The organism is Providencia sp. PROV236 (assembly GCF_033676985.1).
Taxonomy (GTDB): domain Bacteria; phylum Pseudomonadota; class Gammaproteobacteria; order Enterobacterales; family Enterobacteriaceae; genus Providencia; species Providencia manganoxydans.
Window position 1 is genome coordinate 3,729,639 of sequence record NZ_CP096297.1, and the last position, 25,593, is coordinate 3,755,231.

Below are 25,593 nucleotides of genomic sequence, written 5' to 3' on the forward strand. Positions count from 1 at the left end.
CTAACGATATCTTAACGATGAAAAATAAAGGATTACTTTTGAGGGAAAAAGAAGGCAAGAGCAATATCGATATTGAACCATTTCTTCATGTAGAAGAAACCCCTTGATATCAACAGATAATTTAGTAAAAACATACTATAACTCCTTTAATTAAGGATTTAGTACAACTGTTACTATTATATATATAACAATCCAGTCTAAACTTTAATCATGATTGTCATGATATTGTACATTCATCACACTATTACTTAATTTCCAAACTACAGTATGATATATATCACAATAATAAATTTATATTTAACATTGTTATTAGAACCACTACATTATCGATTAACAAAAATAAAATATCACTTATGTTTAAATAAACTTAAATAAAATTAAATGGGTAATTTAAATTAAAAAGAGCCAGTACAGCTCCTTTTAATTAATCGTTTGCAAGAATGTTATTCTGTGTCTTTACCGTATTTTGGCGATCGAGGGCCGTACAAAATACCATTAACTTTACCTGCTGATAGCAATCTAGCGCTTGTCATGCCTGCGATTTGATAGCTTTTATCCGTCAAGGTATTAGCAATTTGTTCAACAACAGCAGAAACCAATACACCAATGATGCCACCGGATGATGAGTTATTTTCTGTGCTTGATGCGGTCGCTGAACCACTCCATAACAATTTTCCAGTACGAGCATCAACCAATTTAGCACTGGCACTCACACGAGTATCACTCGCAATAACCTGATAGCTCGTCCCATATTCTGTAATAGATAAATATAGCACTGCATCATTTCCAAAAATTTCATGTAACTTGGCGACAGGAACTGCTTGAATATCCCCAGCATTGGTCATGCCATTCTGTTTAAAAGTTTCTTCAACCACAGCAACTGGGAAAACATAATAACCGGCCTCTGCTAATGGTAATGTAGTTTGTGATAACAGGCCATGGCTTGCTTGTACTTCAGGGGTATTATTTTGTGGCAATAACACTAAAATGCTTTTGGGCTTGCTTTGATTAAACGCAGTATAATCCATTTTCGTTGGCTGAGCACAACCCGTAAGTAACCATGTTATAACTAAGCTACTGATGATCAAAATCCGTTTCATTTTTTAATCCCTTTATTTTTCATCAAGAAATCCATGTAATTAGCTGATTCAGGAAATAAAGCTTTCTCAGTATTAAACTCTGCCATTGCAAGATCAATCGCACCTGTTGAGCTGTACAATAACCCTAAATGAGCATGTAGCCCTGGGGGTACTGCTGTACCCTGTGTTTTATTGAGCTCAATATTTTTCTTTAATACTTCGATTTGTTGCTGTGGACTTGTTTCAGTCTGTTGATAATATTGATAAACCGTTTTTTGATAACCATCCCAGTTATAAAGCGGTTTTGGTGCTGTTGAGCAACCACTTAATGCAATAATGGCAAATATCCCTAATAATTTAGCTTTCATCATATTCCCTTTTATTTTATTTGGCTGGCTGCCAAGCGCCATTTTCAATCCCAGTAACAAGATTATTCACCGCTTCTCTAATGGCTAAATCGAGAACCTTGCCATTTAACGTTGAGTCATAGCTAGCGGTACTACCAAAACCAATAATTTCACGATTAGATAATTCATACTCACCAGCTCCTTGTGAAGAAAATACCACTTCAGAAGTCTGAACATTGATGACATTTAAATTAACTTTTGCATAAGCAACTTGTGATTTTCCACGGCCTAAAATTCCAAATAATTGGCGATCACCGACCTCTTTACGACCGAATTCAGTGACATCACCAGTAATGACATAAGTTGCCCCTTTAAGCTGCTGTGCTTGGCCTTTAATCCCCGCTTCTTCTTTTAGCTCCTGCATATTAGCGCGGTCAAGTACATTGAATCGCCCAGTTTGCTGAAGATGAGTCATCAAAATCGTTTTTGACTGATTACCTAAACGATCAACCCCATCAGAAAAAATACCATTCATATAGCTAGAACGGTTGTCAAATTTGCCTATTGATATTGAATTTTTAGAGCCTGAATAATGAGTATTATATGTTGTAACTTTTTCGATTTGTAATGAACGTGATGATTCTTTAGCACATCCGGTTAATAATGCTGTAGCAATAAAAACGGAAGGAATTAACATTCTTGATGTATTCATTTATAATATTCTCAATTTGAATTTTCTTGGAATTAATTTGTTACATTTATATTTTGCATCAAATTCTCTTTATGCACCACCAAAATTTAATTATTATCAAAATCGCAAAAATTAATTTTATTATCAATATAGTTTTATTTATTTAAAGTTAAATATATTTAATATAATTCATTAAACCTTATAAAATTAAATTTAATATTCACCCAGAAAATACATTAATTTAAAATTCATTTATTTATCAATAAAAATACCCCTTGTTTTTAATTTAACTTAAAGAGAAATAGTTTTCCTTTTGTTATTCACTTACTAAAAGTAAGGCTATTAAACCTAATAATGCATAATTTATCCATTCACTGCATGAATTCAACAATAACTTAACATCACTTATTGTGAGTTTGTTATATAAAAGTTAAGAGTAGAGAGTGCCATTTCCAATCTAATAACACAGATATATCCAAACATTTGAAACGGTATTAATCGCTTACGATGAGATAACTAACTATGACAATACAATCACCAGCGGTCACAACATTCGGTACCCCAAAAACTACGATGAAGGTTTTATTGGTTTGCTGGATGAGTATTTTATTTGAGGGGTACGATGTTGGCGTTATGGGCGCGGTATTACCCACACTCGCTGAATATAAACAATGGTCACTTACCCCCTTAGAACTAGGAGCATTAAGCAGTTACGCACTTGTGGGCATGTTTTTTGGTGCCTTTATCATCGGGACATTAAGTGAGCTTTATGGTCGCCGCCGTATGCTACTCATTTGTGTCTGTCTATTTTCACTCACTATGTTGGGGGCTGCTCTTGCACCAACACCATGGTTTTTCGGTATAATGCGCTTTATTGGCGGTATCGGATTAGGAGGAGTGATCCCTGTTGCTGCGGCACTCACTATCGAATATTCTCCCGCAGAGAAACGTTCTTTTAATTATGGGATTATGTATTCAGGTTACCCACTGGGTATTTTAAGCGCTGCATTAGTCGCTATTTGGTTATTAGAGCATTTTGGCTGGCGTAGCGTCATTGCATTTGGGGCCTTACCTTTATTATTGATTTGGCCAATGGCGCGCATCTTACCTGAGTCACTTGAATACCTTTCGCATAAAGGAATGCATACACAAGCTCAAGCCCTTGCTGACAAATTAGATATCCAATATCAAGCTCCAGTGCAGCAACATCCGCAAAAGCAAAGTATTAAAGATATTGTCGCTGTGGTTTTTGCATGGCGTTATTTACGAGCGACAACCTGTTTTTGGGTGGCTTTATTTTGTGGAATGTTATTAGTTTATGGATTAAATACTTGGCTACCTTCTATCATGCGCAAAGAAGGGTATAACTTAGGCTCTAGTCTCACTTTCTTAATTGTATTTAGCTTAGCATCAGCACTTGGTGGGTTATTTTTAGGAAAAATAGCAGATAGATACGGTGTCAGAGGTTCTGTTTCATTCTTCTTTTTATTAGGTGCAATTGGTGTAGGAGCTCTTATATTTAAACAAAATATCTATGTGAATTACCTATTGGTGGCTTTTGCAGGAGTTGGCAGTATTTCTGCCGCCTTAATACTGACTGGTTATATTGCTAACTACTATCCGGCAAATGTACGTGCTTCAGCAACAGGTTGGGCATTAAGTTTTTCACGAATAGGTGCCATGTCAGGCCCTATGTTCGGAGCCTATATTGCCAGCCTAGGTATCGCTAGTAGTTGGAATTTTATTGCTTTTGCCATTGTGGCTGTGGTTGCCTCATTAGCGGTCATGCTGCTACCTAAACGCGTTCAGTAAGTCACAACGGGTTATTACACTCGTTTGAAATTGTTAACGAAGCGGGATAAAGGCATTTTTCCCGCTTCGTGTTGTCAGCCGAAAATCAATCAATTTATTGCCAATAACCTTAGTCACTGCTGCCAAACACAGTACGTTTGTCCGCAGTCTGAAACGAGCGCTTACGCCCATTTTTAGTTAAATAACTATTTAGCTATTTGATGACTCACCAAGTCACCATTTGCTATTTCAACATCATCTAAATAACTGTTACCTAGTTTAATAAAGGTATTATCAACACTATTAAAGGTTTTATCGTACTCATTTAGCTCAGCGCGATGTGTTAGCTGATTATCTTTCACATCGACCAGCAAATAACCTTGCTCTCCTCGCCACGTCTCATTTAGCAATGCAGTTTGGTTGCTGACCTGTAAACCATATAGTTGGCTATAGCCATTTTCCGTCACCACAGAAAACTCCCCATTATCCTGAAACTGTAATAATGAAAACAGCTTACGTGACGGTTCTTGGGCAATAGCATAAATATCACCATTAGGTGATTGCTCAACTTCATTGATCCGCAATGGTAGCCATTTATTACCTAAAATTTTGCCTGTTTCGCTATTAATAGTGATCTCAAGTGAGCCCATATTATTACCATAACTAAACCAAACGATGAGCTTGTTTTTTTGAGTAGCAAATAAGAAGTGAGAATTATCAACAAGTTCTTCTGGGTAATATAATTTAACTAAGTCACGTACATTACCAAAAAGTTGCCATGTACGGCCTTTATCTGTTGTTTTAAATAAATCGCTATTACTCACCACTAGATAAGTTTGGTCATTGGGTGTATTCAGTATCTTCCCTATAATTAAAGTTGAATATTGTTCACCATACGGCTCTTGCCAAGGTTCCATGTCTGTTATTGAATAATCAGCTAAGTTTAGCACCCGACTACCATCATTAAAGATCAGTGTGCATTCAGCTTTATTACATGCTGCATTGTAAAAGCTATGATTTCCTTTACCGATATAGTGGATACCCGTTTTATTTGCTAGAAGCACCTGATAACTGTAATCGTGAGAAGGAATATTATAACGTGAATAAGAGTAATAACCTGAACGTTGGCTTCTTTGAACAACGATCAACATTCCCTGATCTGTTGGGAAAGTTTTAACCCAATCAAAATTAGCGATTTCCGAGCCAATTTTTTGATTTTCCCATGTCCAACTGGCCGCATTACCGCGAAAGTGAAATGCAATGGTTGCAACTAAACAAGTGATAAATGCGATCGTCAAAATAATAAAACGTTTACTGAGGAATGGATTCATGTACGCACCTCAGTGACATAATCTGATTGGCCATTTTTTTGGCGTAAGTAGCTTAAATAACGTTGCGCAATAAAATTCATACGCCCTCGCTTAGAAACGTAAAAATAGATTGCTACACATAAACCGGTTAAAAAACTAATGCCTAACGTGATTGAAGATGCAAAACTAATAAATCCAACACCATTATCCAAAATATAAAGCCAATCCCAATAATCCCAATGATTACCTCGTTCAATAACTTCAGTTATATTCATTACTAATAGGGCGATAGCAAAAAGCGCTATCAGTGCAGCTGTAAATATCCATAATCCTTTATAAAAACTACGCTCTTGTGGGCTACCACCATTACTTAAGGTATATGCTAGATGATCTTGTTGATTAAAAACACCAAATACCATCTCCACTGTATCAGTTTCATTCAGTTTCTTATAAATAATTTCAATTTGATCGCCTTGAGCAATAAATAAACTGTGATTATTAAACAAAGGTTCATTTTCGGGAGTCACAATACTGAAAGGTTCACCATCTATTTGCAATAAATTTGCATTAAAAACTGTTTTGGCGCCTTTATAACCAATCACTGTATATTGCTGGATACCAAATAAATTGACTTTCCCTTGTGTAGATTGAAACTCCCCCTCTGCTATTTTTAGTTGATTAGCAAACTGAGGCTTTATTAGCTTCATCTTAGGGTTTTTGATCCCTGATAGGCTAATTAACTTGGGATTTTCATGACTGATTTGATATTGCCCTGCAATGACTTGATCAAGTGCTTTTAGTATTGATTTTCGACGCGGGCTAACGATATTCCAAATGGTTTTGAGGAAAAGGGTTACCATACTAAAACCAACGAAAGCGGCACAGCTAGCAAATGCTCCGAGTACAATCAGCAACATATTATCATCTGAATAAATAAAGCAGAAATAGGCAAGTACAGCAAAAGCACTGAGACCAAAAGCCCAAAGAAATTCTTTGATAAGTCCTTTATGGAATGACACATTTCTATCAGGTTCAATCCAACCTTTAGTTTTATGATATGCCCATTTGAGCCAATAACTACCATCATTAAATATTTCAGCGCAGATCACTAATTCATCGCCGCTGCTTAGGCTCTCTAAAAAAGCATCGCTATTTTTAAAATCTTCAAGATTAAAAAAGAAAACTAGGTCAGATGCAATTAGCCTTACCATTCCTGTTGGGATAACATTTTTGTAGTCACATTGGGTTAACGTGACATTAAAATATTGAGCACGCATTTTTTCTTATCCTAATTATCAATTTATTGCGCTAAATAATTTGAGTTGCAGGTGGGCGACAAGCAAAGATAAGTGGGGAGCATAAATAACAGTCAACTGAGCGTAGTCAACCCCCTACCGCTTGAAGCATGATGGATCCACCACCATCATAGTCAAAACATACTCGCCTCCCAATAGGAATTGAATATGATTCAGATAATTACAGATTATTCTCTATCTGTGTTTTATCAAAATTTGTGCTGCTAACTATACTCTAAATAATTCGAGGTACAGCTAGGCGACAAGTGGGTGAGTCGCTAGGAGCATACACTAGTATGTGACTGGCGCGAGTCAGTATCGTCAACAACGCTGCAACTTGAAGTATGACGAATCTATACGAGGTGACTAGAAAAGAACGTATTTACTGTTAAACTTGAGCAACGGCGATGAATGCCATAAATAGGTTCTCCCTAATACTATTACTAATTAAATAATAACAATGAATTCACAACCAGCTTACAAGCAAATTCAATCGTACATTCTGCGAAGTATTGATTTAGGTATTTTTAAACCTGAAACGCAGATACCTACAGAACTCGAACTCTGCGCACAGTTTAATGTAAGCCGCATGACGGTGAATAAAGCTATCTCTGAATTGAGCCAAAAAGGTATCCTCAGCCGTATCGCTGGTAAAGGGACGTTTGTTGCTACGCAAAAGCATGAGCTACCGGTAACTAAAGCATTTGATATATTTGATGAAATATCATTAAGTGGTAATAAATACAGTGGTCATCAATTACAATTAAAAGTCATTACTGCTTCAGCCGAGATCGCTTTACAGCTTGGTGTAAGAGAAGGGAGTGATGTCGGTTATTGTAAAGTACTGCATTTTGAAAATGACATCCCATTAATGCTGGAAGAGCGTTACGTCAATCACGCCATCGCACCTGATTTCGTTAAACAACATTTTGGGGATACAGAAACCCCTAGTGGCTATTTACAACGACATTTCCCTGTCAGTGAGATGGAGCATACTATTGAAGCCGCATTAGCAACCAAAACTATCGCGCATTCGCTATCAATTAAAGAAGGTTCTCCTTGCTTACAACTCAGCCGCCGCACATGGACAGGGACTGCGCTAATTAGTTATGTCAATATGATAACCGCAGGCTCACGTTACAAATTAAAACTCCATTCACGTATTGAAACCCCTTAATTTCGAGTAAAAAAATGGGGCAAATAATTAAATGCCCCAAAGCGACTGATAAAATCAAGCACAACTACACATCACAACAAAGTCGTTACATCCCTTGATAAATAGGGCCTTCTCCCCCTTGAGGCGCCGTCCAACAGATATTTTGTGTTGGGTCTTTAATATCACACGCCTTACAGTGCAGGCAGTTTTGCGCATTAATTTGCAATTTGGGTTGTTCTTGTTCCTGAATAATTTCATATACCCCCGCGGGGCAATAACGCGTTTCAGGTGCTGAATACATCGATAAATTGACAGTTATTGGTACATCATCATCTTGTAATTTCAAGTGACAAGGTTGCTGCTCTTCATGGTTAGTATTAGATAAAAAAACCGAAGAGGGTTTATCAAACGTTAAAATGCCATCTGGTTTTGGATACACGATCGGCTGGAAATATTTAGCCTCTTTCAAGCATTGATGGTCTGCCTGTTTTAGTTTCAGCGTCCATGGTGTGCGCCCTTTTAATAGCAATTGTTCAGCACCGAATAATAAAGAACCTATATATAACCCTTTTTTCATGTAAGGCTTAAAATTACGGGTTTGATATAATTCACGATATAACCAACTCTGCTCAAATTTTTGCCGGTATTGCAGATTAAATTTGTCATAATCTATCGATTCATGGTCAATCGATGCCAACAATGCTTCAGCAGCTAATGAACCACTTTTCACAGCACAATGACTCCCCTTGATACGTGCGGCATTCAGAAACCCAGCATCATCACCAATCAACGCACCACCAGGGAAACTTAATTCAGGTAGTGCCGTTAAGCCACCAGCAACAAGGGTTCGCGCACCATAGCTCACCCGCTCGCCACCACGTAAAAAAGCACTAAATGATGGATGCGTTTTTAGACGCTGAAATTCATCAAAAGGTGACAAATAAGGGTTTTCATAATTGAGTCCAACCACCAAACCAACCGCGACAAGGTTGTCACCGTAATGATATGCAAAGCCGCCACCATAAGTATGGTTATCTAGGGGCCAGCCAATAGAGTGAACCACCAACCCTGCCTGATGTTGTTCTTTGGGTATTTGCCAGATTTCTTTTATACCAAGCCCATAAGTTTGCTTCCCACGACCTGCTGCTAAATCGAAACGTTCAATGAGTTGTTTCCCTAACTGCCCACGACAGCCTTCAGCAAATAAGGTCATTTTTGCCCGTAAATTCATCCCTGGTTGATACATAGGCGTTGGATTTCCCGATTTATCCAACCCCATATCGCCAGTAGTGACACCAACAACGGCACCCGATTCATCGTATAAAATGTCTGTCGCAGCAAAACCGGCAAAAACATCAACACCCAATTGTTCAGCGTGTGCCGCCAACGCAGCACAAACCTGTCCAAGGCTACCAATTAAATTGCCGCTATTTTTTAAACTCGCTGGCAGTAAAGCCAAAGGTAAGCGACTCGCTTTATGTTCTTTTAATAGTAGAAAACTATCCTGAGTGACCTCAGTTAATTCACTGGCAACAAGCTGTTGCCAGTTTGGTAGCAATTCATCTAATGCACGAGGATCAATAACCGCCCCTGATAAAATGTGTGCACCAACTTCAGCACCCTTATCAATTAAGCAAACTGATATCTCTTGGTTATTTTCTACAGCGAGCTGCTTTAGTCGGATCGCCGCCGATAATCCCGCAGGCCCACCACCGACAATCAGGACATCAAATTCCATCGATTCCCGCTCGGGAGCCTCGTTAACATTGACACTATTGTCGATAGCCATAATCAATTCCTCTTAGGCCAATGCTTTATCAAATTCAGGCAAGATCTCAAACAGATCACCAACAATGCCATAATCAGCAACTTGGAAAATAGGCGCTTCAGGATCGCTGTTAATTGCCACGATCACTTTGCTCTCTTTCATTCCTGCTATATGTTGAATCGCGCCTGAAATACCGACCGCGATATACAGATCAGGGGCAACAATTTTGCCTGTTTGCCCAACTTGATAGTCATTTGGCACATAACCCGCGTCAACTGCCGCTCTTGATGCCCCCACCGCGGCACCCAGTTTATCGGCAATGGTTTCAATCAAGGCAAAGTTTTCGCCTGAGCTTAATCCCCTCCCCCCTGATATCACAATTTTGGCGGAGCTGAGTTCTGCTCGGCTAACTTGTGTTAATGACTGACTTTTTAATTGTGATAGTGGGTTAAATTGACCAACGGTATAATTTTCAATAACAGCTTTATTTTGTGAGTGACTTGTTGCTGGAAAAGCAGAACTACGGATCGTGAGTACCACTTGTTGTCCATTATTTTGTACTGTAGCTAATGCATTACCTGCATAGATTGGGCGCACATACGTTTGTGTATCAATCACTTCTGTAATATCAGAAATTTGTGCAATACCGAGTGTCGCAGCAACACGTGGCGCGATATTTTTACCGTATGTCGTCGCAGGAAATAGTATATGACTATAATCTTTCGCAACCGCTATCACTGCCTCTGTAATGGTTTCCGCTAACTGGTGCTGTAATTCATGACTATCAATCACAATTACTTTTCCCACACCATCAATGGTTGCAGCCTGTTCAGCCACTTTCGCACATTCGCTACCTGCAACTAACAGATGCAGCTGGCCCTGACCCGATAGAATTTGCGTTGCCGCATTCACGCTATGGTAGGTTGATGATTTAATTGTTTGGTTGTCATGTTCGACCACAACAAGTACAGATAATTGACTCATAGTATTCCCCTTACTAGAAAACGTTTTTTGCTTGTAATTCATTCACTAATGCATTGATGTCATTAAATAATGTGCATTGGCCTACGCGCTTTTTCGGCTCAGTCACGGTTAATGTTTTCACTTGATTTAAGGGGGTAAAATCCATCTCTGAAATCGTTTGTATCTCTAATGGTTTCTTCTTTGCCTTCATAATGTTTGGTAACGTTGCATAGCGCGGCTCGTTTAAACGTAAATCGGTTGTTACTACCGCAGGTAGTGATAAAGACAATGTTTCTAGGCCACCATCTATTTCGCGCGTTACCTGCAATAGCGCTCCTTCGATTTCAATTGAAGAGGCAAAGGTTGCCTGACCACATTTCAACAATGCCGATAGCATTTGCCCTGTTTGGTTACAATCGTTATCAATAGCTTGTTTACCAAGGAGAATTAAATCAGGTTGCTCTGTTATGACGACTTGTTGCAATAATCGAGCGATATCCAACGGATCTAATACCAAATCATTGGGTCTCTGAATTAAGATTGCACGATCAGCACCAATCGCCATTGCACTACGTAATGTATCCTGTGAACTAATATCACCAATGGAGACCACAACGACTTCACTCGCTTTTCCAGCTTCTTTAAGGCGAACCGCTTCTTCCACCGCAATTTCATCAAAAGGATTGATCGCCATTTTGACATTCGCTAATTCAATACCCGAACCATCTGCTTTCACACGCACTTTAACGTTGTGATCAATAACTCTTTTAACAGCCACTAAAATTTTCATAATTACTCCTAATGCTCTCTGCCAGAAGAGGTTTTTTAGGCTAAGGGGAGCCTTAGCAGTGAATAAATCACTGCTAATCCACTCGCCGATTTTTTTAACTTTATGAAATACTTATATTATTTTGTTAATTAATGAGTAGATGGCAATATCAAGCGATCCGCGACTGACATTGGCCATATTTTAATCGCCACATAATAGATAATACTGGTTGCCACTAAGCCAACAATCCATGAAATATCAACGCCTCCTAACGTTTCAACTAATGGCCCTGTATAGAAACCTGTTGCGATAAAAGGTAATTGGATCAAGACCCCAACCACATAGGTGATAATGCCCACTTTGTTCCAACGTCCATAACGGCCATTTGGGTTTGATAATTGAGGTACATCATAGCGACCTTTGGTTACCCAATAGTAATCAACAAGGTTGATAGCACTCCAAGGTGTAAAAAATGCCAGTAAGAATAATAAGAAAGCAGAAAATAATTTTAAGAAGGAGTGCTGGCCAGCAAGACCTAAGAGAGTTGAGAAACTCACCATCAGTATGATGAAAAATAGCCTTTGCCCACGTGAAATTTGCTGTTTACCTCGGAAACCACAAAATATAGCGGCCATCGACATAAAGCTGCCATAGGCATTTAACGCTGTAATAGTCACTTTACCGAAAAAGATACTGATATAGAGTAGTGCTGCAATCAAACCTGTACTACCTAATCCAACAATATAAGCCACTTCATGGCCTGCAAATTGGCTTCCTGCTAGCGCTGCTGCAAATACACCAAGGATCATCGAAGCTTGAGTCCCGATCACCGTTCCTGAACCTACCGCAAGGAAAGCTTTAATAGTGGGAGTTTTTGTAGGTAAATAGCGTGAATAGTCAGCCACATAAGGGCCAAATGCAATTTGCCATGATGCAGACAATGACATCGCCAATAAGAAATTGGTCCAACTAAAATGACGATTTTCAAGTAACACGGAAACATCATTCATGTAGAAAAGGCGGAAGAACAAATAAAAGAATGCGATCACCCCAACTACACTCGCCACTTTGCCCAATATGTGAATGATACGATAACCACAGATAGTAATGGCTATGATCACTGCGCCAAAAATCAAAATACCAATCCAGTCACTAACATGAAGTAACTGTCCAACGGCTTGCCCTGCTAATACAGTCCCACTCGCAGAGAAACCTACGTACATCATGCAAACCAGTAAGATAGGGATCACCGCACCATACACACCAAACTGCACACGACTGGAAATCATTTGTGGCAAGCCCAGCTTAGGCCCTTGCACCGCATGCAAAGCCATAACTGCCCCACCAAGTAACTGGCCAATAAATAAACCAATCAAAGACCAAAACACGTCTCCACCTAAAACCACAGCAAGTGCCCCTGTGACAATGGCGGTGATCTGTAGGTTTGCCCCAAACCAAAGGGTAAATTGACTTGATAACGTGCCATGGCGCTCAGATTCAGGAATGTAATCAATCGAACGAGCTTCTATTAGGGGAACGTTGTCCTGCCGGCTTTTTTTATCTGCGATTATATTGTTTGAAACTGTCATGGTAACTCCTCTTTAAGCAAGGCTGGCTTAAAGAATGAACCAATTTGTCATCATGGATGCTGTAGGGTGCAGCCGTTAGACATTAAGTCGGGTATTGTTATTGATAGAGATCACCCGCCATTAAAAATTGAAATACATTCTTAAACCTGATTGTTGTTGTGTTTTTAATTCCATGATCGTGATTGCAGCTCAACTTCTCATTGATGGATGCCTGTCCACCCATCAAAGCGTGATATTTAATTATTAAACGGCATCTAAAACCGCACGTGAGATAATAATTTTTTGAATTTCCGAGGTACCTTCAAAAATTCGTAAAATTCTTGCATCACGAACATAGCGTTCTAGAGGCAGATCGCGAATATAGCCATAACCGCCATGCAGTTGTAATGCAGCATCAGTGACAAAACCGGCACATTCTGCGGCAAATAATTTTGCTGTCGCCGATTGCAAACTAAAACGCTCGCCTGTATCACGGCGTTCAGCGGCATTCCAAGTCAACATTCTTGCTGCCTCCAGCTGGGTATGCATATCTGCGAGGCGCCATTGTGTTCCTTGATAGGCTGCCAATGGTTTTTTGCCAATTTGGCGTTCTTTGACCCACCCCAGAGCACATTCCATCGCTGCTCGGGCAATACCTAATGACGTTGCAGCAACCTCCACACGCCCTTTATCCAATACTTCCATTGCAGTATGGAAACCTTTATTTTCTTCACCTAATAATGCAGATTCAGGTAACCAACAATTCAGGGCTAATTCATAGATTGTGCTACCACGTAGTCCCATGGTTTTTTCAGGGGAAGAAAACTCAACACCTTCAGTGCCTTTTGGGATCATAAATGCACTGATACCACGAGCTCCTGCTTCAGGGTCTGTTTTGGCATATAACACAATAAAATCAGCTTCTTTGGCATTGGTAATATAGTGTTTATTACCACGAATTCGCCAGCCGCCATTTTCACGTGTTGCAATAGTACGCATATCTGCTGGGTTTGAACCTGCTGCGGGTTCAGTTAAGCCAAATGCACCTAATAGCTCACCACTGGCTGCTTTGGGTAACCAATATTGTTTTTGCTCTTCAGTCCCACCGATTAAGATAGAGTCCGTTGCAAGAAAATGCGCAGTCAGTGCTGATGATGTTGATGCACATGCAGCAGCAACGGCTTCAACAATCATACTCATCGCAATGCTACCAATACCAAAACCACCGTATTGCTCCGGTAAGTTAATTCCCCAGCATCCCATTTCACCTAAAGCAGATAAGCTTTCTGCACAAAAAGTTTCTGTTTCGTCATAACGCTGTGCGTTCGCTTGCAAAACATCTCGGCAAACTTTTTCCACAGCATCGACAATGGCTTGTTCTGTTTCATCAATTTGAAAGCTCATTGTATTGTCTCCGCATTTTTCGTTGTTATTGTTGACGGCTTATAAACCTGATTAGCTTCTCCTAAATGTGGTGCTCTTTGCGTCACATGAGGTTTACATCCATTAAAGAAAACAGGCTGAGAAATTAACGGGGTACCGCCATCATTGAGATCGATAAGAATTTGGCGAACTTTTGCATGCTCACTTTGTGTCGCCTGCTGTAAGTTATGGATCGGCGATGCAGGTACGCCTGCGTTTAACAATAAATCACAAACTTGCTCTACTGTTTTTTGCGCTGTCCATTGTTCTATTTCTTTACGTAAATCAGCGTGATAAATCGTTCTGGTTGGGTCGTCTTTATAACGAGGATCATCACGTAATGTTGGCTGTCCCATACATTCACAGAAACGCTGAAATAATTTTTCACTGGCAATGGCTATGACGACTAAGCCATCTTGCGCCTGATAGGTATCAAAAGGCGTTGAAACTGGATGACGATTACCGACTAAGCTAGGTGCCTCACCATTGGCAAATAAGTTAGATAAGCCTGTTAGCTGCATACTTAGCAATACATCAACCATTGCTACATCAATATATTGCGCACTTTCTTGGTGGACTTCCCGAGCGAACAAAGCACTGCTGATCGCCCAAGACGCGAACATGCCTGCACAAACATCTCCTATTGATTCACCGCTGCGTGTAGGACCTGTTTGTGGGAAACCTGTCACACTCATCAGCCCTGACATGGCCTGTGCTACGATGTCATAAGCGGGATAATTGGCTAATGGGCTATCTTGGCCAAAACCAGAAATACTGGCGTAAATTAACGTGGGATTATGTTGTTTTAAGCTCTCAAAATCGATCCCGAGTCTCGCCGTCACCCCCGGTCGAAAATTTTCAACCACCACATCGCTTTCTTTGACCAGTTGGTAAAGGATCTCACGATCAGCATCAGACTTCAGATCGAGCTCAATGCTACGCTTACCTCGGTTGATCAAACCGTAATAAACGCTTTCTCCATCAATAAAAGGACCTAGATGACGGCTATCATCACCGTGGTCAGGAACCTCGATCTTTATCACTTCGGCACCGAGATCGGCCATCATACCTGTGCAATAGGGTCCAGCTAGTACACGACTTAAATCAATCACTTTGATCCCTGACAGTGGCCCTTGCCTTTTTTGCTGTAGCTGCATATTCATACAGAAATCCTTATAAATAAGGCCGACCAATTACTTGGTCGGCAAAAGACATTACTTGACCATAGGTAGATTTAAACCCTGCTGTTTTGCACAGTTGATTGCGATGTCATAGCCTGCATCAGCATGACGCATAACCCCTGTCGCTGGGTCATTATGTAAAACGCGGGCTAAGCGTTTATCTGCCGCATCGGTACCATCACAAACAATGACGACACCGGCATGCTGTGAAAAGCCCATACCGACACCACCACCATGATGCAAACTCACCCATGTCGCACCACCCGCGGTATTCAGTAGCGCGTTCAGCAGTGGCCAGTCAGACACGGCATCAGAGCCATCTTTCATGGCTTCCGTTTCCCGATGTGGACTCGCTACAGAGCCTGAATCTAGGTGATCTCGACCAATGACAATCGGGCCTTTTAGTTCGCCATTTTTCACCATTTGGTTAAATGCACGACCTAACCTTTCGCGATCTTTGAGCCCTACCCAACAAATACGGGCTGGTAAGCCTTGGAATGCGATCCGCTCACGTGCCATATCCAGCCAGTTATGTAGATGCTTATCATCGGGGATCAGTTCTTTAACTTTTTGATCTGTTTTATAGATATCTTCTGGATCCCCTGAAAGTGCGACCCATCGGAACGGTCCGATACCTTCACAAAATAGAGGGCGAATATAAGCAGGAACAAAACCTGGGAAATCAAAGGCATTGGAGATACCTTCATCTTTTGCCATTTGACGAATATTGTTGCCATAATCGAAAGCCGCTGAACCACGTTGTTGCATGGTCAACATGGCATCAACCTGCACTGCCATACTTTTTTTCGCTGCTTTTGTCACTTCATTTGGTGCTGTTTGCTGCTTTTCACGCCATTGTTGCAGTGTCCAACCTTGTGGTAGGTAGCCATGAACAGGATCATGCGCACTTGTCTGATCTGTCACCGAATCAGGGGTGATATTGCGTTTCACCAATTCGCTGTATACATCAGCAGCATTGCCTAATAAACCAACGGATACAGGCTTACCATCACGCTTTGCTTCCTCGATATATTGCAACGCTTCATCTAATGAAGTGGCTTTTTTGTCGACATAACGAGTTCTTAAACGGAAATCGATGCGGCTTTCATCGCATTCAACCGCGATCATGCTAAAACCGGCCATAGTTGCGGCTAAAGGCTGTGCACCGCCCATGCCTCCTAATCCACCGGTTAAGATCCAACGGCCTGCTGGGTTGCCATTAAAATGTTGTTTTGCTAAAGAAACGAAAGTTTCATAGGTGCCTTGAACGATGCCCTGTGAGCCAATATAGATCCACGATCCCGCTGTCATTTGGCCATACATCATCAAGCCTTTTTTATCTAACTCATTAAAATGATCCCAATTTGCCCAATGTGGAACAATGTTTGAGTTAGCGATTAATACACGGGGTGCATCTGGATGAGAGGGAAAGACACCGACAGGCTTACCTGATTGCACCAATAAGGTCTGATCGTCTTCGAGAGTTTTCAGAACCTCTAGGATTTTGTCATAACATTGCCAATCACGCGCTGCACGACCAATACCACCGTACACCACTAAACTTTGTGGATGCTCAGCCACGTCGGGGGCTAAGTTGTTTTGGATCATGCGGTAAACTGCTTCTGTCAGCCAGCTTTTGCAGGTCTTCTCGCTACCATGCGGAGCACGAATAATACGTGTAGAGTCTGTACGGTTTAACATCTGCTATCCCCTTTCATTCAATTTAACTTTTTTACAACAATCAATGATATTTGTGATTAGTCATTATTTTTTCACTGACTGATAACCGAGTAGCTATCTTTAGTTAATTAATTAAAATTCAATCAGTTAAACTTTTTAGCGCCTAATTTTATTATCATCATAATCTGTGTTGTTACTCATCTGACCCTAAATATATATACATTTAATTCACAAAGTATATACATTTAAATTTTAATTTTTGTACAAAAATTAGATAGAAAGGAGGGAGTGTACCTATACAACAATGGGTAACTTGCTATTTATTCAAAAGAAGATGTATATACAATTGATTTAATCTGTAGAAACAAGCAAATAGCTGAAATGAGAACTGCTTCACAATTAAAAGTGACCAAATATTATCGTGGGTGAGTGTAGCCAGTTGTCTTTTTATGATTTGAATGGCGGTAAGAGTATCTATTTATACAATTTTAGTGGTGGTATTTAAGGTATATATGCATCTAAAAGAATTAAATAAGTGAGTTTTCTATGACAATAACCATTCAAGCAACATGTTCCAATCCGGCCATTAATCCTAATAGATTAAAAAAACCGGTTTGTGGATCAACCTCATTCATTAACTCTATTAATAGCATTCAAAATAATAATAATTCCATATGGAAAAAACTAGTATCATTTATAAATAGAATTAGATTCACATCTGACAGAAAAGCGAATATTAAGTTTATTGAAAGGCATTTCAAATTACCAGACTTATATAAAAAAGAGATATTTCATGATAAAAATACAACGTCAATAATGATAAAAAAAGAATATGAGAAATTTATACCTTCAGAAAATGAGATAAAAACTGGTGAAGATTTAGATCTTAAAAACCAAAAAAATGGATTCATTTATGACTCTAAATTATCTAAACAATTCAACCTTGATCTTCATCGAATGGATTATTTTCTATATACACCATATCGACAACCAGAACCCTATAAACTTGTAGATGCAAAGCTTCTTACCGCAGAGTTTGGACGTAGAAATGCACAATTTATATCTCAGTTTTCTCACCAAGGTTTTACAGCAGATCCATTGATTGCATTACAACCACTCATCAAAGATGATAATTATGTTATTAGTAATAGCATGATGGATAATGAACAAAGTATTAAACGACCTTTAATTTTTATAGAAAAAACCATGCAAGGGCATTGCATTGTCACTGCCAAAAAAACAATCAGGCTAATAAAAAAGGAGGATGGCGAAATATTAAAAGGGATGACGGTTTCAATAATAAGAAAAACATTTTTCATTAAAGGTAAAGATGGACTGTTTTTAGAAAATCATGATAAAAAAGATCAACTCCTATTCGTAATAACAAAAAAACCAACTACAACTAACCCATCATGATACTTTTCAAAAGGGCATTAATAATCGATACATATTTTTATATTAATGCCCTTCTCTTAATGATTAACCACCTAAATAAGCACTTCTTACCGCTTCATTCGCCAGTAATGCTTTACCACTATCTTCCAGTACAATATGGCCATTTTCAAGTACATAGCCCCTATCCGCCAATTTCAATGCCTGATTTGCATTTTGTTCAACAAGAAAGATCGTCATGCCTTCCTCACGTAGTTGCAAAATAGTATCGAAGATTTGCATGATAATGATCGGGGCTAGCCCCAATGATGGCTCATCAAGCAACAGCAATTCAGGTTGGCTCATCAGTGCACGACCAATCGCCAACATCTGTTGTTCGCCCCCTGACATAGTTCCTGAACGCTGACTACGACGTTCGTATAAACGAGGGAACAACGTATACACACGTTCAATACGTTGCTGATATTGCTGACGATTAGCAAAAAAACCGCCCATCGCCAAATTCTCTTCAACCGTCATTCGTGAAAAAACACGTCGCCCTTCAGGCACAATCGCAATATCTTCACGCATAATTTTTGCTGTAGGCAACTGAGTAATATCCACATCTCGATAAAGGATCTGCCCTTCAGAGGCGCGTGGATCACCACATAATGTACTTAGCAGAGTGGTTTTCCCTGCGCCATTAGCACCGATCAGGGTGACAATTTCGCCTTTTTGAATATTCAAACTGACCTGATGTAAGGCTTGGATTTTTCCATAATGGGCAGAAACTTGTTTAAACTCTAACATTAGTAAGCCTCCCCCAAATAAGCTTTGATAACATCAGGGTGCTGACGGATTTGCTCAGGCGTTCCATTCGCCAGTGGTGTTCCCTGATTAACCACATAAATACGATCTGAAATCCCCATCACCAACTTCATATCATGCTCAATCAATAAAATAGAAACTTGATGATGTGAACGTAATTCAGCAATTAATTCATCCAGATCGTTGGTTTCTTTTGGATTCAAACCTGCCGCAGGCTCATCTAACATCAAAATTTCAGGGCGAGTCACCATGCAACGAGCGATCTCTAAGCGACGTTGCTGACCATATGCTAAGTTACCAGCTTGACGGTTAGCAAACTGTAATAGATTAACGCGTTCAAGCCATTTAACTGCATTATCAATCGCTTCTGATTCTGCTCGACGAAATGCAGGTGTCTTTAATAAGCCAGAAAAAATACCACTTTTCAAATGTTGATGCTGCGCGACTAATAGATTTTCAATCACCGTCATTTCTTTAAATAAGCGGACATGTTGAAAGGTTCTGATCACCCCCAGACGAGCAATTGCCTGCCCCGATAAGCCTTCCAAATGTTTTTCACGATAAATAATTGAGCCGCTTGTCGGTTTATAAAAACCTGTTAAGCAGTTGAAAATAGTGGTTTTACCAGCACCGTTCGGGCCAATCAAAGAGACGATTTCGCCTTGATTTAACGTCAATTCCACGTTATTCACTGCCAATAAGCCGCCAAAGCGCATCGACAAACCATTAACTTGTAATAGAGGGGTCATACTTTTTCCCCCTGATCCACTAATTGTTCTGTATTCTTCAATTTCATTTGACGACGTTTCATTGGCAATAGCCCTTGAGGGCGCCAAATCATCATTAAGACCATTAAAGCCCCCAACAACAACATGCTGTAGGCATTCAGATCACGCATCATCTCTCTTGAGACGACTAATATGATCGCAGCTAATATTACTGAAGTTTGCGATCCCATACCGCCAAGAACAACGATCGCTAATACAAATGCAGATTCAACAAAAGTGAATGACTCAGGGCTGATAAACCCTTGGCGAGCGGCAAATAGCGTGCCTGCAAAACCAGCAAAGGCAGCACTGATAGTGAATGCGGTCAGTTTAATTTTTGTGGGTGATAAACCTAAAGAACGGCAAGCTATCTCATCTTCTCGCAGAGCTTCCCAAGCACGCCCTAATGGCATACGCAGTAAACGGTTAATCACAAATAACGTTAACACTACCAATAATAGCGCAACGAAATATAAGAAAATAATGCGATCGCCCGCATTGTAATCAAGACCAAAGAAATTGTGGAAAGTGTCCCAACCGTCTTTTGCGTTACGACTAAATTCTAAACCGAAAAAGGTGGGTTTAGGCAGTTGGCTGATCCCATTCGGTCCCCCAGTAATTTCAGTATTATTGAGCAATAAAATACGCACAATCTCACCAAAACCTAGGGTTACAATCGCCAAATAATCTCCCCGTAATCGCAGCACTGGGAATCCTAGCAAAAAACCCGCTAATGCTGCGGTTAACCCTGCAATAGGTAAACTTTCCCAGAAGCCAAAACCGTAATAATGATTTAATAACGCAAATGTATAGGCGCCGATGGCATAGAAACCTGCATAACCTAAAACCAACAGACCCGAAAGACCCACCACCACGTTTAGCCCCAAACCTAACATTACATAAATTAATGTTAAGGTGGCTATATCCACACTGCCACGAGAAACAATGAATGGCCAAATAATTGCTGCAATAATAATAAAAACAGCCAGAATCTTTTGCCTTGCCGTAGAGCCATCAAAATCCGGTATTGCCCATGATTTTTTAGGGACACCTTGCCATACTTTGGTTAATGAGGGTCGGACTAGCTGGAAAATAAAAATCACCGCAATACCCGCAAATATCCAATTCCAACGAACCGAATCAGCGCTAGACACCACGAGCTTAGTACCATCAAGGGTAAGCTGTAACCCCATCATAAAAACCGCTAAGATGAAGAACATCACTGAGGCAACAATGGCATTAATCCAATTTTCTTTTCTCATACTTTTTCGACCTCCGGACGACCCAGAATGCCGGTTGGCATGATCAACAACACACCAATTAATAATCCAAATGACACAACGTCTTTATATTCAGTGCTTAAATAAGCCGATGTCATCGCCTCAGCAACACCGAGGATCAGGCCACCTAACATGGCGCCAGGGATACTCCCAATTCCCCCCAGTACCGCAGCGGTAAAGGCTTTCATTCCAGCCATAAACCCAATGTATGGGTTGATAACACCATAAAATTGCCCCAATAATACACCCGCAACAGCAGCCATTGCTGCACCGATGACAAAGGTTAAAGAAATGACGCGATCGGTGTTAATTCCTAGCAAACTCGCCATTTTTAAATCTTCAGCACATGCGCGGCATGCCCTACCCATCCGTGAATAACGAATAAATACCGTTAGCGCTAACATGGCTAGCAAAGTCACAACCCAAATAGTCAGCTGCATTTTGCTAATGGTCGCTTCGAAACCATCACTTTCACCTAATACCCACTGCCCTGTGATCAGACTCGGTAGTGCGAGATCACGGGAGCCTTGAGATAGGCTAACGTAGTTTTGTAGGAAAATTGACATCCCGATCGCGGAGATCAGCGCTATTAGTCTTTTTGAATGGCGAACTGGCCGATAAGCGACACGCTCAATACTCCAGCCATAAGAACTTGAAACAACAATTGCTGCCACAAATGCCGCAGCGATAAGGATCCATCCAACATCAATCCCTAACATCATCAGGCCGGCGATCACAATAAACGAAACATAGCTACCTATCATGTACACTTCGCCATGCGCAAAGTTAATCATACCTATAATGCCATAAACCATAGTATAGCCGATGGCAATCAGCGCATAGGTACTGCCTAGTGTTAAGCCATTAAGGAACTGTTGGATAAAATAAAGAATTTGATCTGACATAAGGCTATCCTTTCATACTACTATCCCTAAACAGAGTGCAGAAACCGGAAGCAGCATAGCTCACTTCCGGTTAGCGCCTGAATAGTAAGATTACTTCACCGCAGTGGATGTGCCATCTGCATGCCATTCGAATACACCAAACTCAAAACCTTTCAAGTCCCCATTAGGCTGCCAAGTCAATGTTCCCATTACAGTATCAACAGGATTGGCTTTTAGATCTTTAGCCAAATCTTCTGGTTCACGGCTCCCCGTACGCTCCATTGCCGTTGTCAGACCTTGGATTGCTGCATACGTTGTCCAAACGAATGGACCGGTTGGATCTTCTTTTTTAGCTTTGATCGCATCAACAATCGGTTGGTTTGTTGGTACTTGATCGTAGCGTTTAGGCAACGTCACTAACATGCCTTCAGAGGCTTCGCCGGCAATATTCGACAGTGATGAGTTACCAACACCTTCAGGCCCCATAAAACGAATATTCAAACCTGACTGTTTTGCTTGGCGTAAAATTTGCCCCATTTCTGGGTAGTAACCACCAAAGTAGACGAAATCGACGTTCTCTTTTTTCAATTTCGCAACTAACGCAGAGAAGTCTTTATCACCTGCGGTCACACCTTCAAACATGACTTCTTTGACACCTGCTTTGTTCAAGTTTTCGCGCACAGAGCGCGCTAAGCCTTCACCGTACTGTTGTTTATCATGAACGACCGCAATACGTTTAGGTTTGACTTGATCCATTATATATTTCGCCGCTGTTGGCCCTTGGTCTGAATCCAACCCCGTAGTACGCATGATCATTTGATAACCACGCGTGGTTAAATCAGCATTAGTCGCGGCAGGGGTGATCATGATAACGCCTTCATCTTCATAGATATCAGATGCTGGCTGTGTTGAAGAAGAGCACAGGTGACCGATAACATAGCGGATACCATCGTTGATAACTTTGTTTGCCACGGCGACCGCTTGTTTTGGGTCACATGCGTCATCATATTCCACCGCAACTAAGGTATCGCCATTAATACCGCCTTTTGCATTGATATCAGCAACCGCTTGGCGCGCCCCTGTAAATTCCATATCGCCATATTGAGCAACAGGACCTGACATAGCACCAACAACCGCGATTTTAATTTCTTTAGCCCATACCGCTTGGCTAAATGCCATCGCAATACATCCCGCTAATAATGCTTTATTCATTTGTTTCATTCGTCCGTCCCCATCTTTATGGTTCCGCATGATTCTGCGTGTTTGTGTTTGATTTGTTGTAGATTATTATAATTGGTATTAATCTATACTTTATATTTCAATGCATAGCCAATAAGACCATATATTTCATAACATTAAACAAGATAAATATGCTAAATAGCAAATGGATATGATAGATAATTACGTTATAAGCAGAATAAAAATCTAATGTTAATCGGTAGTTTTTGGCTAAATGCTAGTGTTATATTCTAGTTAAATTTAAATAAATCCGAGCTAAACTCGGAAGATCTCTTCAAGCCAAATTTTTAACTCTAAAATCTAAAAATCGGTTACAGATCACTCTGTCGGCAGGTGTGACTGAAAAATGAACGGGGAAACAGCTACAAATATCATGAAACTGACAATAATTCCTTTGGTGGATCCTACTGAACAACAATATCTTGACCTGTACAAAATCTGGACAGACCAGACCCGAAATCACGTCGATGATCTGATTAAATCAGAACAAAAAATCTATGCGGCGCGTTTTAATGATCGCCTACTTGGTGCTGCAAAAGTGCAAATTAACCACCAACAAGGGATTATTAGCCACTTTTTAATACGTGAGATCACCCGCCGTCGTGGTGTAGGGCTTTATTTGCTGGATGAAATTTGTCGACAACAGCCCCAAGTCACGCATTGGCTGTTTAGCTTAGAAGACGTTACCGATACAAATAAAAATATACTCATACCGTTTTTATTAGCCTGCGGCTTTACGGAAACAGCAAATGAAAATCAATGGGAAAAGCGAGTTTAATTAGATGAAACTAAAACGGATCCATCATGTTGCCATCATTGCTTCTGATTACGCATTGAGTAAACATTTTTATTGCCAGATCTTAGGTATGCATTTATTGGAAGAACATTATCGAGCAGAGTCTGATTCGTGGAAGGCCGATTTAGCACTAGATAATCAGTATCAAATTGAATTGTTTAGTTTTCCAACGCCACCACCACGTCCAAGTTATCCTGAAGCTTGTGGTTTACGTCATTTGGCGTTTAGCGTTGATGATCTTGATAAGTGGATTGATTATTTGCGCCAACATGATGTGGCTTGTGAAGCACCACGAGTGGATCCCTATACACAAAAAAGATTTACCTTTTTTGCTGATCCTGATGGATTACCCCTAGAGCTATATAGTGAGTCATAAATAATTTCTGCATTTATTGCACCATAGTGATTGGTAACAATAAATGCAGGAGTAGATAGATTAAAAGAAGATTAGTATTCGTCTTCTTCGTCATCTTCCATAGCAGCACGCAATTTTTTCATTGCGTTTTTTTCCAGCTGGCGGACACGTTCAGCAGAAACACCATATTTGTCAGCCAGTTCTTGTAACGTCGTTTTATTATCATCATCCAACCAACGCGCGCGAATGATGTCTTGGCTACGTTCGTCTAATGAATCTAAAGCATCTGCAAGGCGATCTGTCGCATGGCTTTCCCAGTTATCTTCTTCGATAGAACCTGCAAAATCCGACGACTTATCTTGCAAGTACAGCACAGGCGCAACAGGCTGACCAAAATCACCGCTGTCATCATCGTCTGACATATCAAATGCCATGTCTTGCGCAGACATACGGGATTCCATTTCACGGACATCTTTTGTGCTAACACCCAGCTCTTTTGCCACCATATCAACTTCATCTTGATTAAACCAACCAAGACGTTTTTTGTTTTTTCTTAAGTTAAAAAACAGCTTACGTTGTGATTTAGTGGTTGCAACTTTAACAATACGCCAATTACGTAAGACGTATTCATGAATTTCAGCTTTGATCCAATGAACAGCGAAAGAAACTAAGCGAACGCCAACTTCTGGATTAAAGCGACGAACGGCCTTCATCAGGCCAATATTTCCTTCTTGAATGAGATCTGCCTGCGGTAAACCATAGCCTGCGTAGCTACGAGCCACATGGATCACAAAACGCAGGTGCGATAGGATCAATTGTTTTGCCGCATCCAGATCACCATGGTAATGCAGCCGTTCAGCAAGTTCCTTTTCTTCCTCAGCGGTGAGCATAGGATAAGCATTAGCCGCCCGCATATAGGCTTCAATACTTCCTTGCGGAACAAGTGCTAATGATTGCATGTCTTTGGTCATTCAGATCCTCATTGAAAATAATATAAAAGAGATTAATTCGATGTGATATACGAGATTAGTGAAACGTAGTTTAGCAGTTTTA

Annotated in this window: 24 protein-coding genes; 5 read left to right on the forward strand and 19 right to left on the reverse strand. The window is 40.3% G+C overall.

Annotation, left to right across the window (positions count from 1 at the left end):
- Positions 1-32 precede the first annotated feature (32 nt).
- The 4 genes from tnaC to M1E96_RS17215 all read right to left on the reverse strand — a co-directional run bounded on the left by tnaC (position 33) and on the right by M1E96_RS17215 (position 2,138).
- A complete protein-coding gene (gene tnaC, locus M1E96_RS17200; protein ID WP_369427224.1) occupies positions 33-134 on the reverse strand; it encodes a tryptophanase leader peptide in 102 nt (33 codons plus the stop codon).
- A gap of 309 nt (positions 135-443) precedes the next feature.
- The gene (locus tag M1E96_RS17205; RefSeq protein WP_272580726.1) at positions 444-1,100 is read right to left on the reverse strand and encodes a DUF799 domain-containing protein; all 657 of its coding nucleotides are present in this window, start codon (positions 1,098-1,100) and stop codon (positions 444-446) included.
- A complete protein-coding gene (locus M1E96_RS17210) occupies positions 1,097-1,447 on the reverse strand; it encodes a DUF4810 domain-containing protein (RefSeq protein ID WP_070929022.1) in 351 nt (116 codons plus the stop codon). The genes M1E96_RS17205 and M1E96_RS17210 overlap by 4 nt, the downstream gene beginning before the upstream one ends.
- 16 nt (positions 1,448-1,463) lie before the next feature.
- The gene (locus tag M1E96_RS17215; RefSeq protein WP_140180965.1) at positions 1,464-2,138 is read right to left on the reverse strand and encodes a CsgG/HfaB family protein; all 675 of its coding nucleotides are present in this window, start codon (positions 2,136-2,138) and stop codon (positions 1,464-1,466) included.
- A 501-nt stretch (positions 2,139-2,639) separates the two neighbouring features.
- Here M1E96_RS17215 and M1E96_RS17220 point away from each other — a divergent pair.
- Entirely contained in the window at positions 2,640-3,929 is a 1,290-nt protein-coding gene (locus tag M1E96_RS17220; protein WP_369427225.1) for an MFS transporter, read from the forward strand.
- Between the two features lie 185 nt (positions 3,930-4,114).
- Here M1E96_RS17220 and M1E96_RS17225 read toward each other — a convergent pair whose 3' ends face one another.
- Together M1E96_RS17225 and M1E96_RS17230 are read right to left on the reverse strand one after the other, a co-directional pair.
- Positions 4,115-5,239: a hypothetical protein gene (locus M1E96_RS17225; protein WP_140180969.1), complete on the reverse strand. Its 1,125-nt coding sequence runs from the start codon at positions 5,237-5,239 to the stop codon at positions 4,115-4,117.
- Positions 5,236-6,495, reverse strand: coding sequence for a hypothetical protein (locus tag M1E96_RS17230; protein WP_369427226.1), 1,260 nt, complete (start codon positions 6,493-6,495; stop codon positions 5,236-5,238). Before M1E96_RS17230 ends, M1E96_RS17225 begins: the two co-directional genes overlap by 4 nt.
- Positions 6,496-6,973: 478 nt before the next feature.
- Here M1E96_RS17230 and M1E96_RS17235 point away from each other — a divergent pair, with 478 nt between their 5' ends.
- A complete protein-coding gene (locus M1E96_RS17235; RefSeq protein WP_070928981.1) occupies positions 6,974-7,690 on the forward strand; it encodes a UTRA domain-containing protein in 717 nt (238 codons plus the stop codon).
- Positions 7,691-7,775: 85 nt separating this feature from the next.
- Here M1E96_RS17235 and M1E96_RS17240 read toward each other — a convergent pair whose 3' ends face one another.
- The 7 genes from M1E96_RS17240 to hutU all read right to left on the reverse strand — a co-directional run bounded on the left by M1E96_RS17240 (position 7,776) and on the right by hutU (position 17,041).
- A complete protein-coding gene (locus tag M1E96_RS17240; protein WP_272580729.1) occupies positions 7,776-9,458 on the reverse strand; it encodes an electron transfer flavoprotein-ubiquinone oxidoreductase in 1,683 nt (560 codons plus the stop codon).
- Between the two features lie 12 nt (positions 9,459-9,470).
- On the reverse strand, positions 9,471-10,421 hold the full coding sequence (locus tag M1E96_RS17245; protein WP_070928983.1) for an electron transfer flavoprotein subunit alpha/FixB family protein: 951 nt from the start codon (positions 10,419-10,421) through the stop codon (positions 9,471-9,473).
- A 13-nt stretch (positions 10,422-10,434) separates the two neighbouring features.
- Positions 10,435-11,190: an electron transfer flavoprotein subunit beta/FixA family protein gene (locus tag M1E96_RS17250; RefSeq protein WP_272580730.1), complete on the reverse strand. Its 756-nt coding sequence runs from the start codon at positions 11,188-11,190 to the stop codon at positions 10,435-10,437.
- A gap of 128 nt (positions 11,191-11,318) precedes the next feature.
- Positions 11,319-12,758: a cytosine permease gene (locus M1E96_RS17255; protein WP_070928985.1), complete on the reverse strand. Its 1,440-nt coding sequence runs from the start codon at positions 12,756-12,758 to the stop codon at positions 11,319-11,321.
- A 243-nt stretch (positions 12,759-13,001) separates the two neighbouring features.
- The gene (locus M1E96_RS17260) at positions 13,002-14,141 is read right to left on the reverse strand and encodes an acyl-CoA dehydrogenase family protein (protein WP_070928986.1); all 1,140 of its coding nucleotides are present in this window, start codon (positions 14,139-14,141) and stop codon (positions 13,002-13,004) included.
- Complete coding sequence (locus M1E96_RS17265) at positions 14,138-15,322, reverse strand: CoA transferase (protein ID WP_349485496.1); 1,185 nt, start codon at positions 15,320-15,322, stop codon at positions 14,138-14,140. The genes M1E96_RS17260 and M1E96_RS17265 overlap by 4 nt, the downstream gene beginning before the upstream one ends.
- A gap of 51 nt (positions 15,323-15,373) precedes the next feature.
- Positions 15,374-17,041 (reverse strand): urocanate hydratase, encoded by a 1,668-nt coding sequence (gene hutU, locus M1E96_RS17270; protein ID WP_369427227.1) that lies wholly within the window; start codon positions 17,039-17,041, stop codon positions 15,374-15,376.
- 525 nt (positions 17,042-17,566) lie between these two features.
- Here hutU and M1E96_RS17275 point away from each other — a divergent pair.
- Positions 17,567-18,436, forward strand: coding sequence for a hypothetical protein (locus M1E96_RS17275; protein WP_349485494.1), 870 nt, complete (start codon positions 17,567-17,569; stop codon positions 18,434-18,436).
- Positions 18,437-18,499: 63 nt separating this feature from the next.
- Here M1E96_RS17275 and livF read toward each other — a convergent pair whose 3' ends face one another.
- The 5 genes from livF to M1E96_RS17300 all read right to left on the reverse strand — a co-directional run bounded on the left by livF (position 18,500) and on the right by M1E96_RS17300 (position 23,371).
- Complete coding sequence (gene livF, locus M1E96_RS17280; RefSeq protein WP_070928989.1) at positions 18,500-19,201, reverse strand: high-affinity branched-chain amino acid ABC transporter ATP-binding protein LivF; 702 nt, start codon at positions 19,199-19,201, stop codon at positions 18,500-18,502.
- The gene (livG, locus tag M1E96_RS17285; protein ID WP_070928990.1) at positions 19,201-19,968 is read right to left on the reverse strand and encodes a high-affinity branched-chain amino acid ABC transporter ATP-binding protein LivG; all 768 of its coding nucleotides are present in this window, start codon (positions 19,966-19,968) and stop codon (positions 19,201-19,203) included. Before livG ends, livF begins: the two co-directional genes overlap by 1 nt.
- Positions 19,965-21,248, reverse strand: a complete 1,284-nt coding sequence (locus M1E96_RS17290) for a high-affinity branched-chain amino acid ABC transporter permease LivM (protein ID WP_272580735.1) — start codon at positions 21,246-21,248, stop codon at positions 19,965-19,967. The genes livG and M1E96_RS17290 overlap by 4 nt, the downstream gene beginning before the upstream one ends.
- The gene (gene livH / locus M1E96_RS17295) at positions 21,245-22,171 is read right to left on the reverse strand and encodes a high-affinity branched-chain amino acid ABC transporter permease LivH (RefSeq protein WP_070928991.1); all 927 of its coding nucleotides are present in this window, start codon (positions 22,169-22,171) and stop codon (positions 21,245-21,247) included. The genes M1E96_RS17290 and livH overlap by 4 nt, the downstream gene beginning before the upstream one ends.
- Before the next feature lie 90 nt (positions 22,172-22,261).
- A complete protein-coding gene (locus tag M1E96_RS17300) occupies positions 22,262-23,371 on the reverse strand; it encodes a branched-chain amino acid ABC transporter substrate-binding protein (protein ID WP_070928992.1) in 1,110 nt (369 codons plus the stop codon).
- Between the two features lie 391 nt (positions 23,372-23,762).
- On the opposite strand from M1E96_RS17300, the gene panM reads away from it, so the two are divergent.
- Positions 23,763-24,167 carry an aspartate 1-decarboxylase autocleavage activator PanM gene (panM, locus tag M1E96_RS17305; RefSeq protein ID WP_272580736.1) on the forward strand — a complete coding sequence of 135 codons (405 nt, stop codon included), beginning with the start codon at positions 23,763-23,765 and terminating at the stop codon, positions 24,165-24,167.
- A gap of 4 nt (positions 24,168-24,171) precedes the next feature.
- Positions 24,172-24,561 carry a VOC family protein gene (locus M1E96_RS17310; RefSeq protein WP_272580737.1) on the forward strand — a complete coding sequence of 130 codons (390 nt, stop codon included), beginning with the start codon at positions 24,172-24,174 and terminating at the stop codon, positions 24,559-24,561.
- Positions 24,562-24,632: 71 nt separating this feature from the next.
- On the opposite strand, the gene rpoH is transcribed toward M1E96_RS17310, so the two are convergent.
- Complete coding sequence (rpoH, locus tag M1E96_RS17315; protein WP_070928993.1) at positions 24,633-25,511, reverse strand: RNA polymerase sigma factor RpoH; 879 nt, start codon at positions 25,509-25,511, stop codon at positions 24,633-24,635.
- Positions 25,512-25,593 lie beyond the last annotated feature (82 nt).

Bases quoted from the DNA above. Each gene is read 5' to 3' on its own strand.
- tnaC (WP_369427224.1), bottom strand. From the start codon at position 134: ATGTTTTTACTAAATTATCTGTTGATATCAAGGGGTTTCTTCTACATG.
- M1E96_RS17205 (WP_272580726.1), bottom strand. From the start codon at position 1,100: ATGAAACGGATTTTGATCATCAGTAGCTTAGTTATAACATGGTTACTT.
- M1E96_RS17210 (WP_070929022.1), bottom strand. From the start codon at position 1,447: ATGAAAGCTAAATTATTAGGGATATTTGCCATTATTGCATTAAGTGGT.
- M1E96_RS17215 (WP_140180965.1), bottom strand. From the start codon at position 2,138: ATGAATACATCAAGAATGTTAATTCCTTCCGTTTTTATTGCTACAGCA.
- M1E96_RS17220 (WP_369427225.1), top strand. From the start codon at position 2,640: ATGACAATACAATCACCAGCGGTCACAACATTCGGTACCCCAAAAACT.
- M1E96_RS17225 (WP_140180969.1), bottom strand. From the start codon at position 5,239: ATGAATCCATTCCTCAGTAAACGTTTTATTATTTTGACGATCGCATTT.
- M1E96_RS17230 (WP_369427226.1), bottom strand. From the start codon at position 6,495: ATGCGTGCTCAATATTTTAATGTCACGTTAACCCAATGTGACTACAAA.
- M1E96_RS17235 (WP_070928981.1), top strand. From the start codon at position 6,974: ATGAATTCACAACCAGCTTACAAGCAAATTCAATCGTACATTCTGCGA.
- M1E96_RS17240 (WP_272580729.1), bottom strand. From the start codon at position 9,458: ATGGCTATCGACAATAGTGTCAATGTTAACGAGGCTCCCGAGCGGGAA.
- M1E96_RS17245 (WP_070928983.1), bottom strand. From the start codon at position 10,421: ATGAGTCAATTATCTGTACTTGTTGTGGTCGAACATGACAACCAAACA.
- M1E96_RS17250 (WP_272580730.1), bottom strand. From the start codon at position 11,190: ATGAAAATTTTAGTGGCTGTTAAAAGAGTTATTGATCACAACGTTAAA.
- M1E96_RS17255 (WP_070928985.1), bottom strand. From the start codon at position 12,758: ATGACAGTTTCAAACAATATAATCGCAGATAAAAAAAGCCGGCAGGAC.
- M1E96_RS17260 (WP_070928986.1), bottom strand. From the start codon at position 14,141: ATGAGCTTTCAAATTGATGAAACAGAACAAGCCATTGTCGATGCTGTG.
- M1E96_RS17265 (WP_349485496.1), bottom strand. From the start codon at position 15,322: ATGAATATGCAGCTACAGCAAAAAAGGCAAGGGCCACTGTCAGGGATC.
- hutU (WP_369427227.1), bottom strand. From the start codon at position 17,041: ATGTTAAACCGTACAGACTCTACACGTATTATTCGTGCTCCGCATGGT.
- M1E96_RS17275 (WP_349485494.1), top strand. From the start codon at position 17,567: ATGACAATAACCATTCAAGCAACATGTTCCAATCCGGCCATTAATCCT.
- livF (WP_070928989.1), bottom strand. From the start codon at position 19,201: ATGTTAGAGTTTAAACAAGTTTCTGCCCATTATGGAAAAATCCAAGCC.
- livG (WP_070928990.1), bottom strand. From the start codon at position 19,968: ATGACCCCTCTATTACAAGTTAATGGTTTGTCGATGCGCTTTGGCGGC.
- M1E96_RS17290 (WP_272580735.1), bottom strand. From the start codon at position 21,248: ATGAGAAAAGAAAATTGGATTAATGCCATTGTTGCCTCAGTGATGTTC.
- livH (WP_070928991.1), bottom strand. From the start codon at position 22,171: ATGTCAGATCAAATTCTTTATTTTATCCAACAGTTCCTTAATGGCTTA.
- M1E96_RS17300 (WP_070928992.1), bottom strand. From the start codon at position 23,371: ATGAAACAAATGAATAAAGCATTATTAGCGGGATGTATTGCGATGGCA.
- panM (WP_272580736.1), top strand. From the start codon at position 23,763: ATGAAACTGACAATAATTCCTTTGGTGGATCCTACTGAACAACAATAT.
- M1E96_RS17310 (WP_272580737.1), top strand. From the start codon at position 24,172: ATGAAACTAAAACGGATCCATCATGTTGCCATCATTGCTTCTGATTAC.
- rpoH (WP_070928993.1), bottom strand. From the start codon at position 25,511: ATGACCAAAGACATGCAATCATTAGCACTTGTTCCGCAAGGAAGTATT.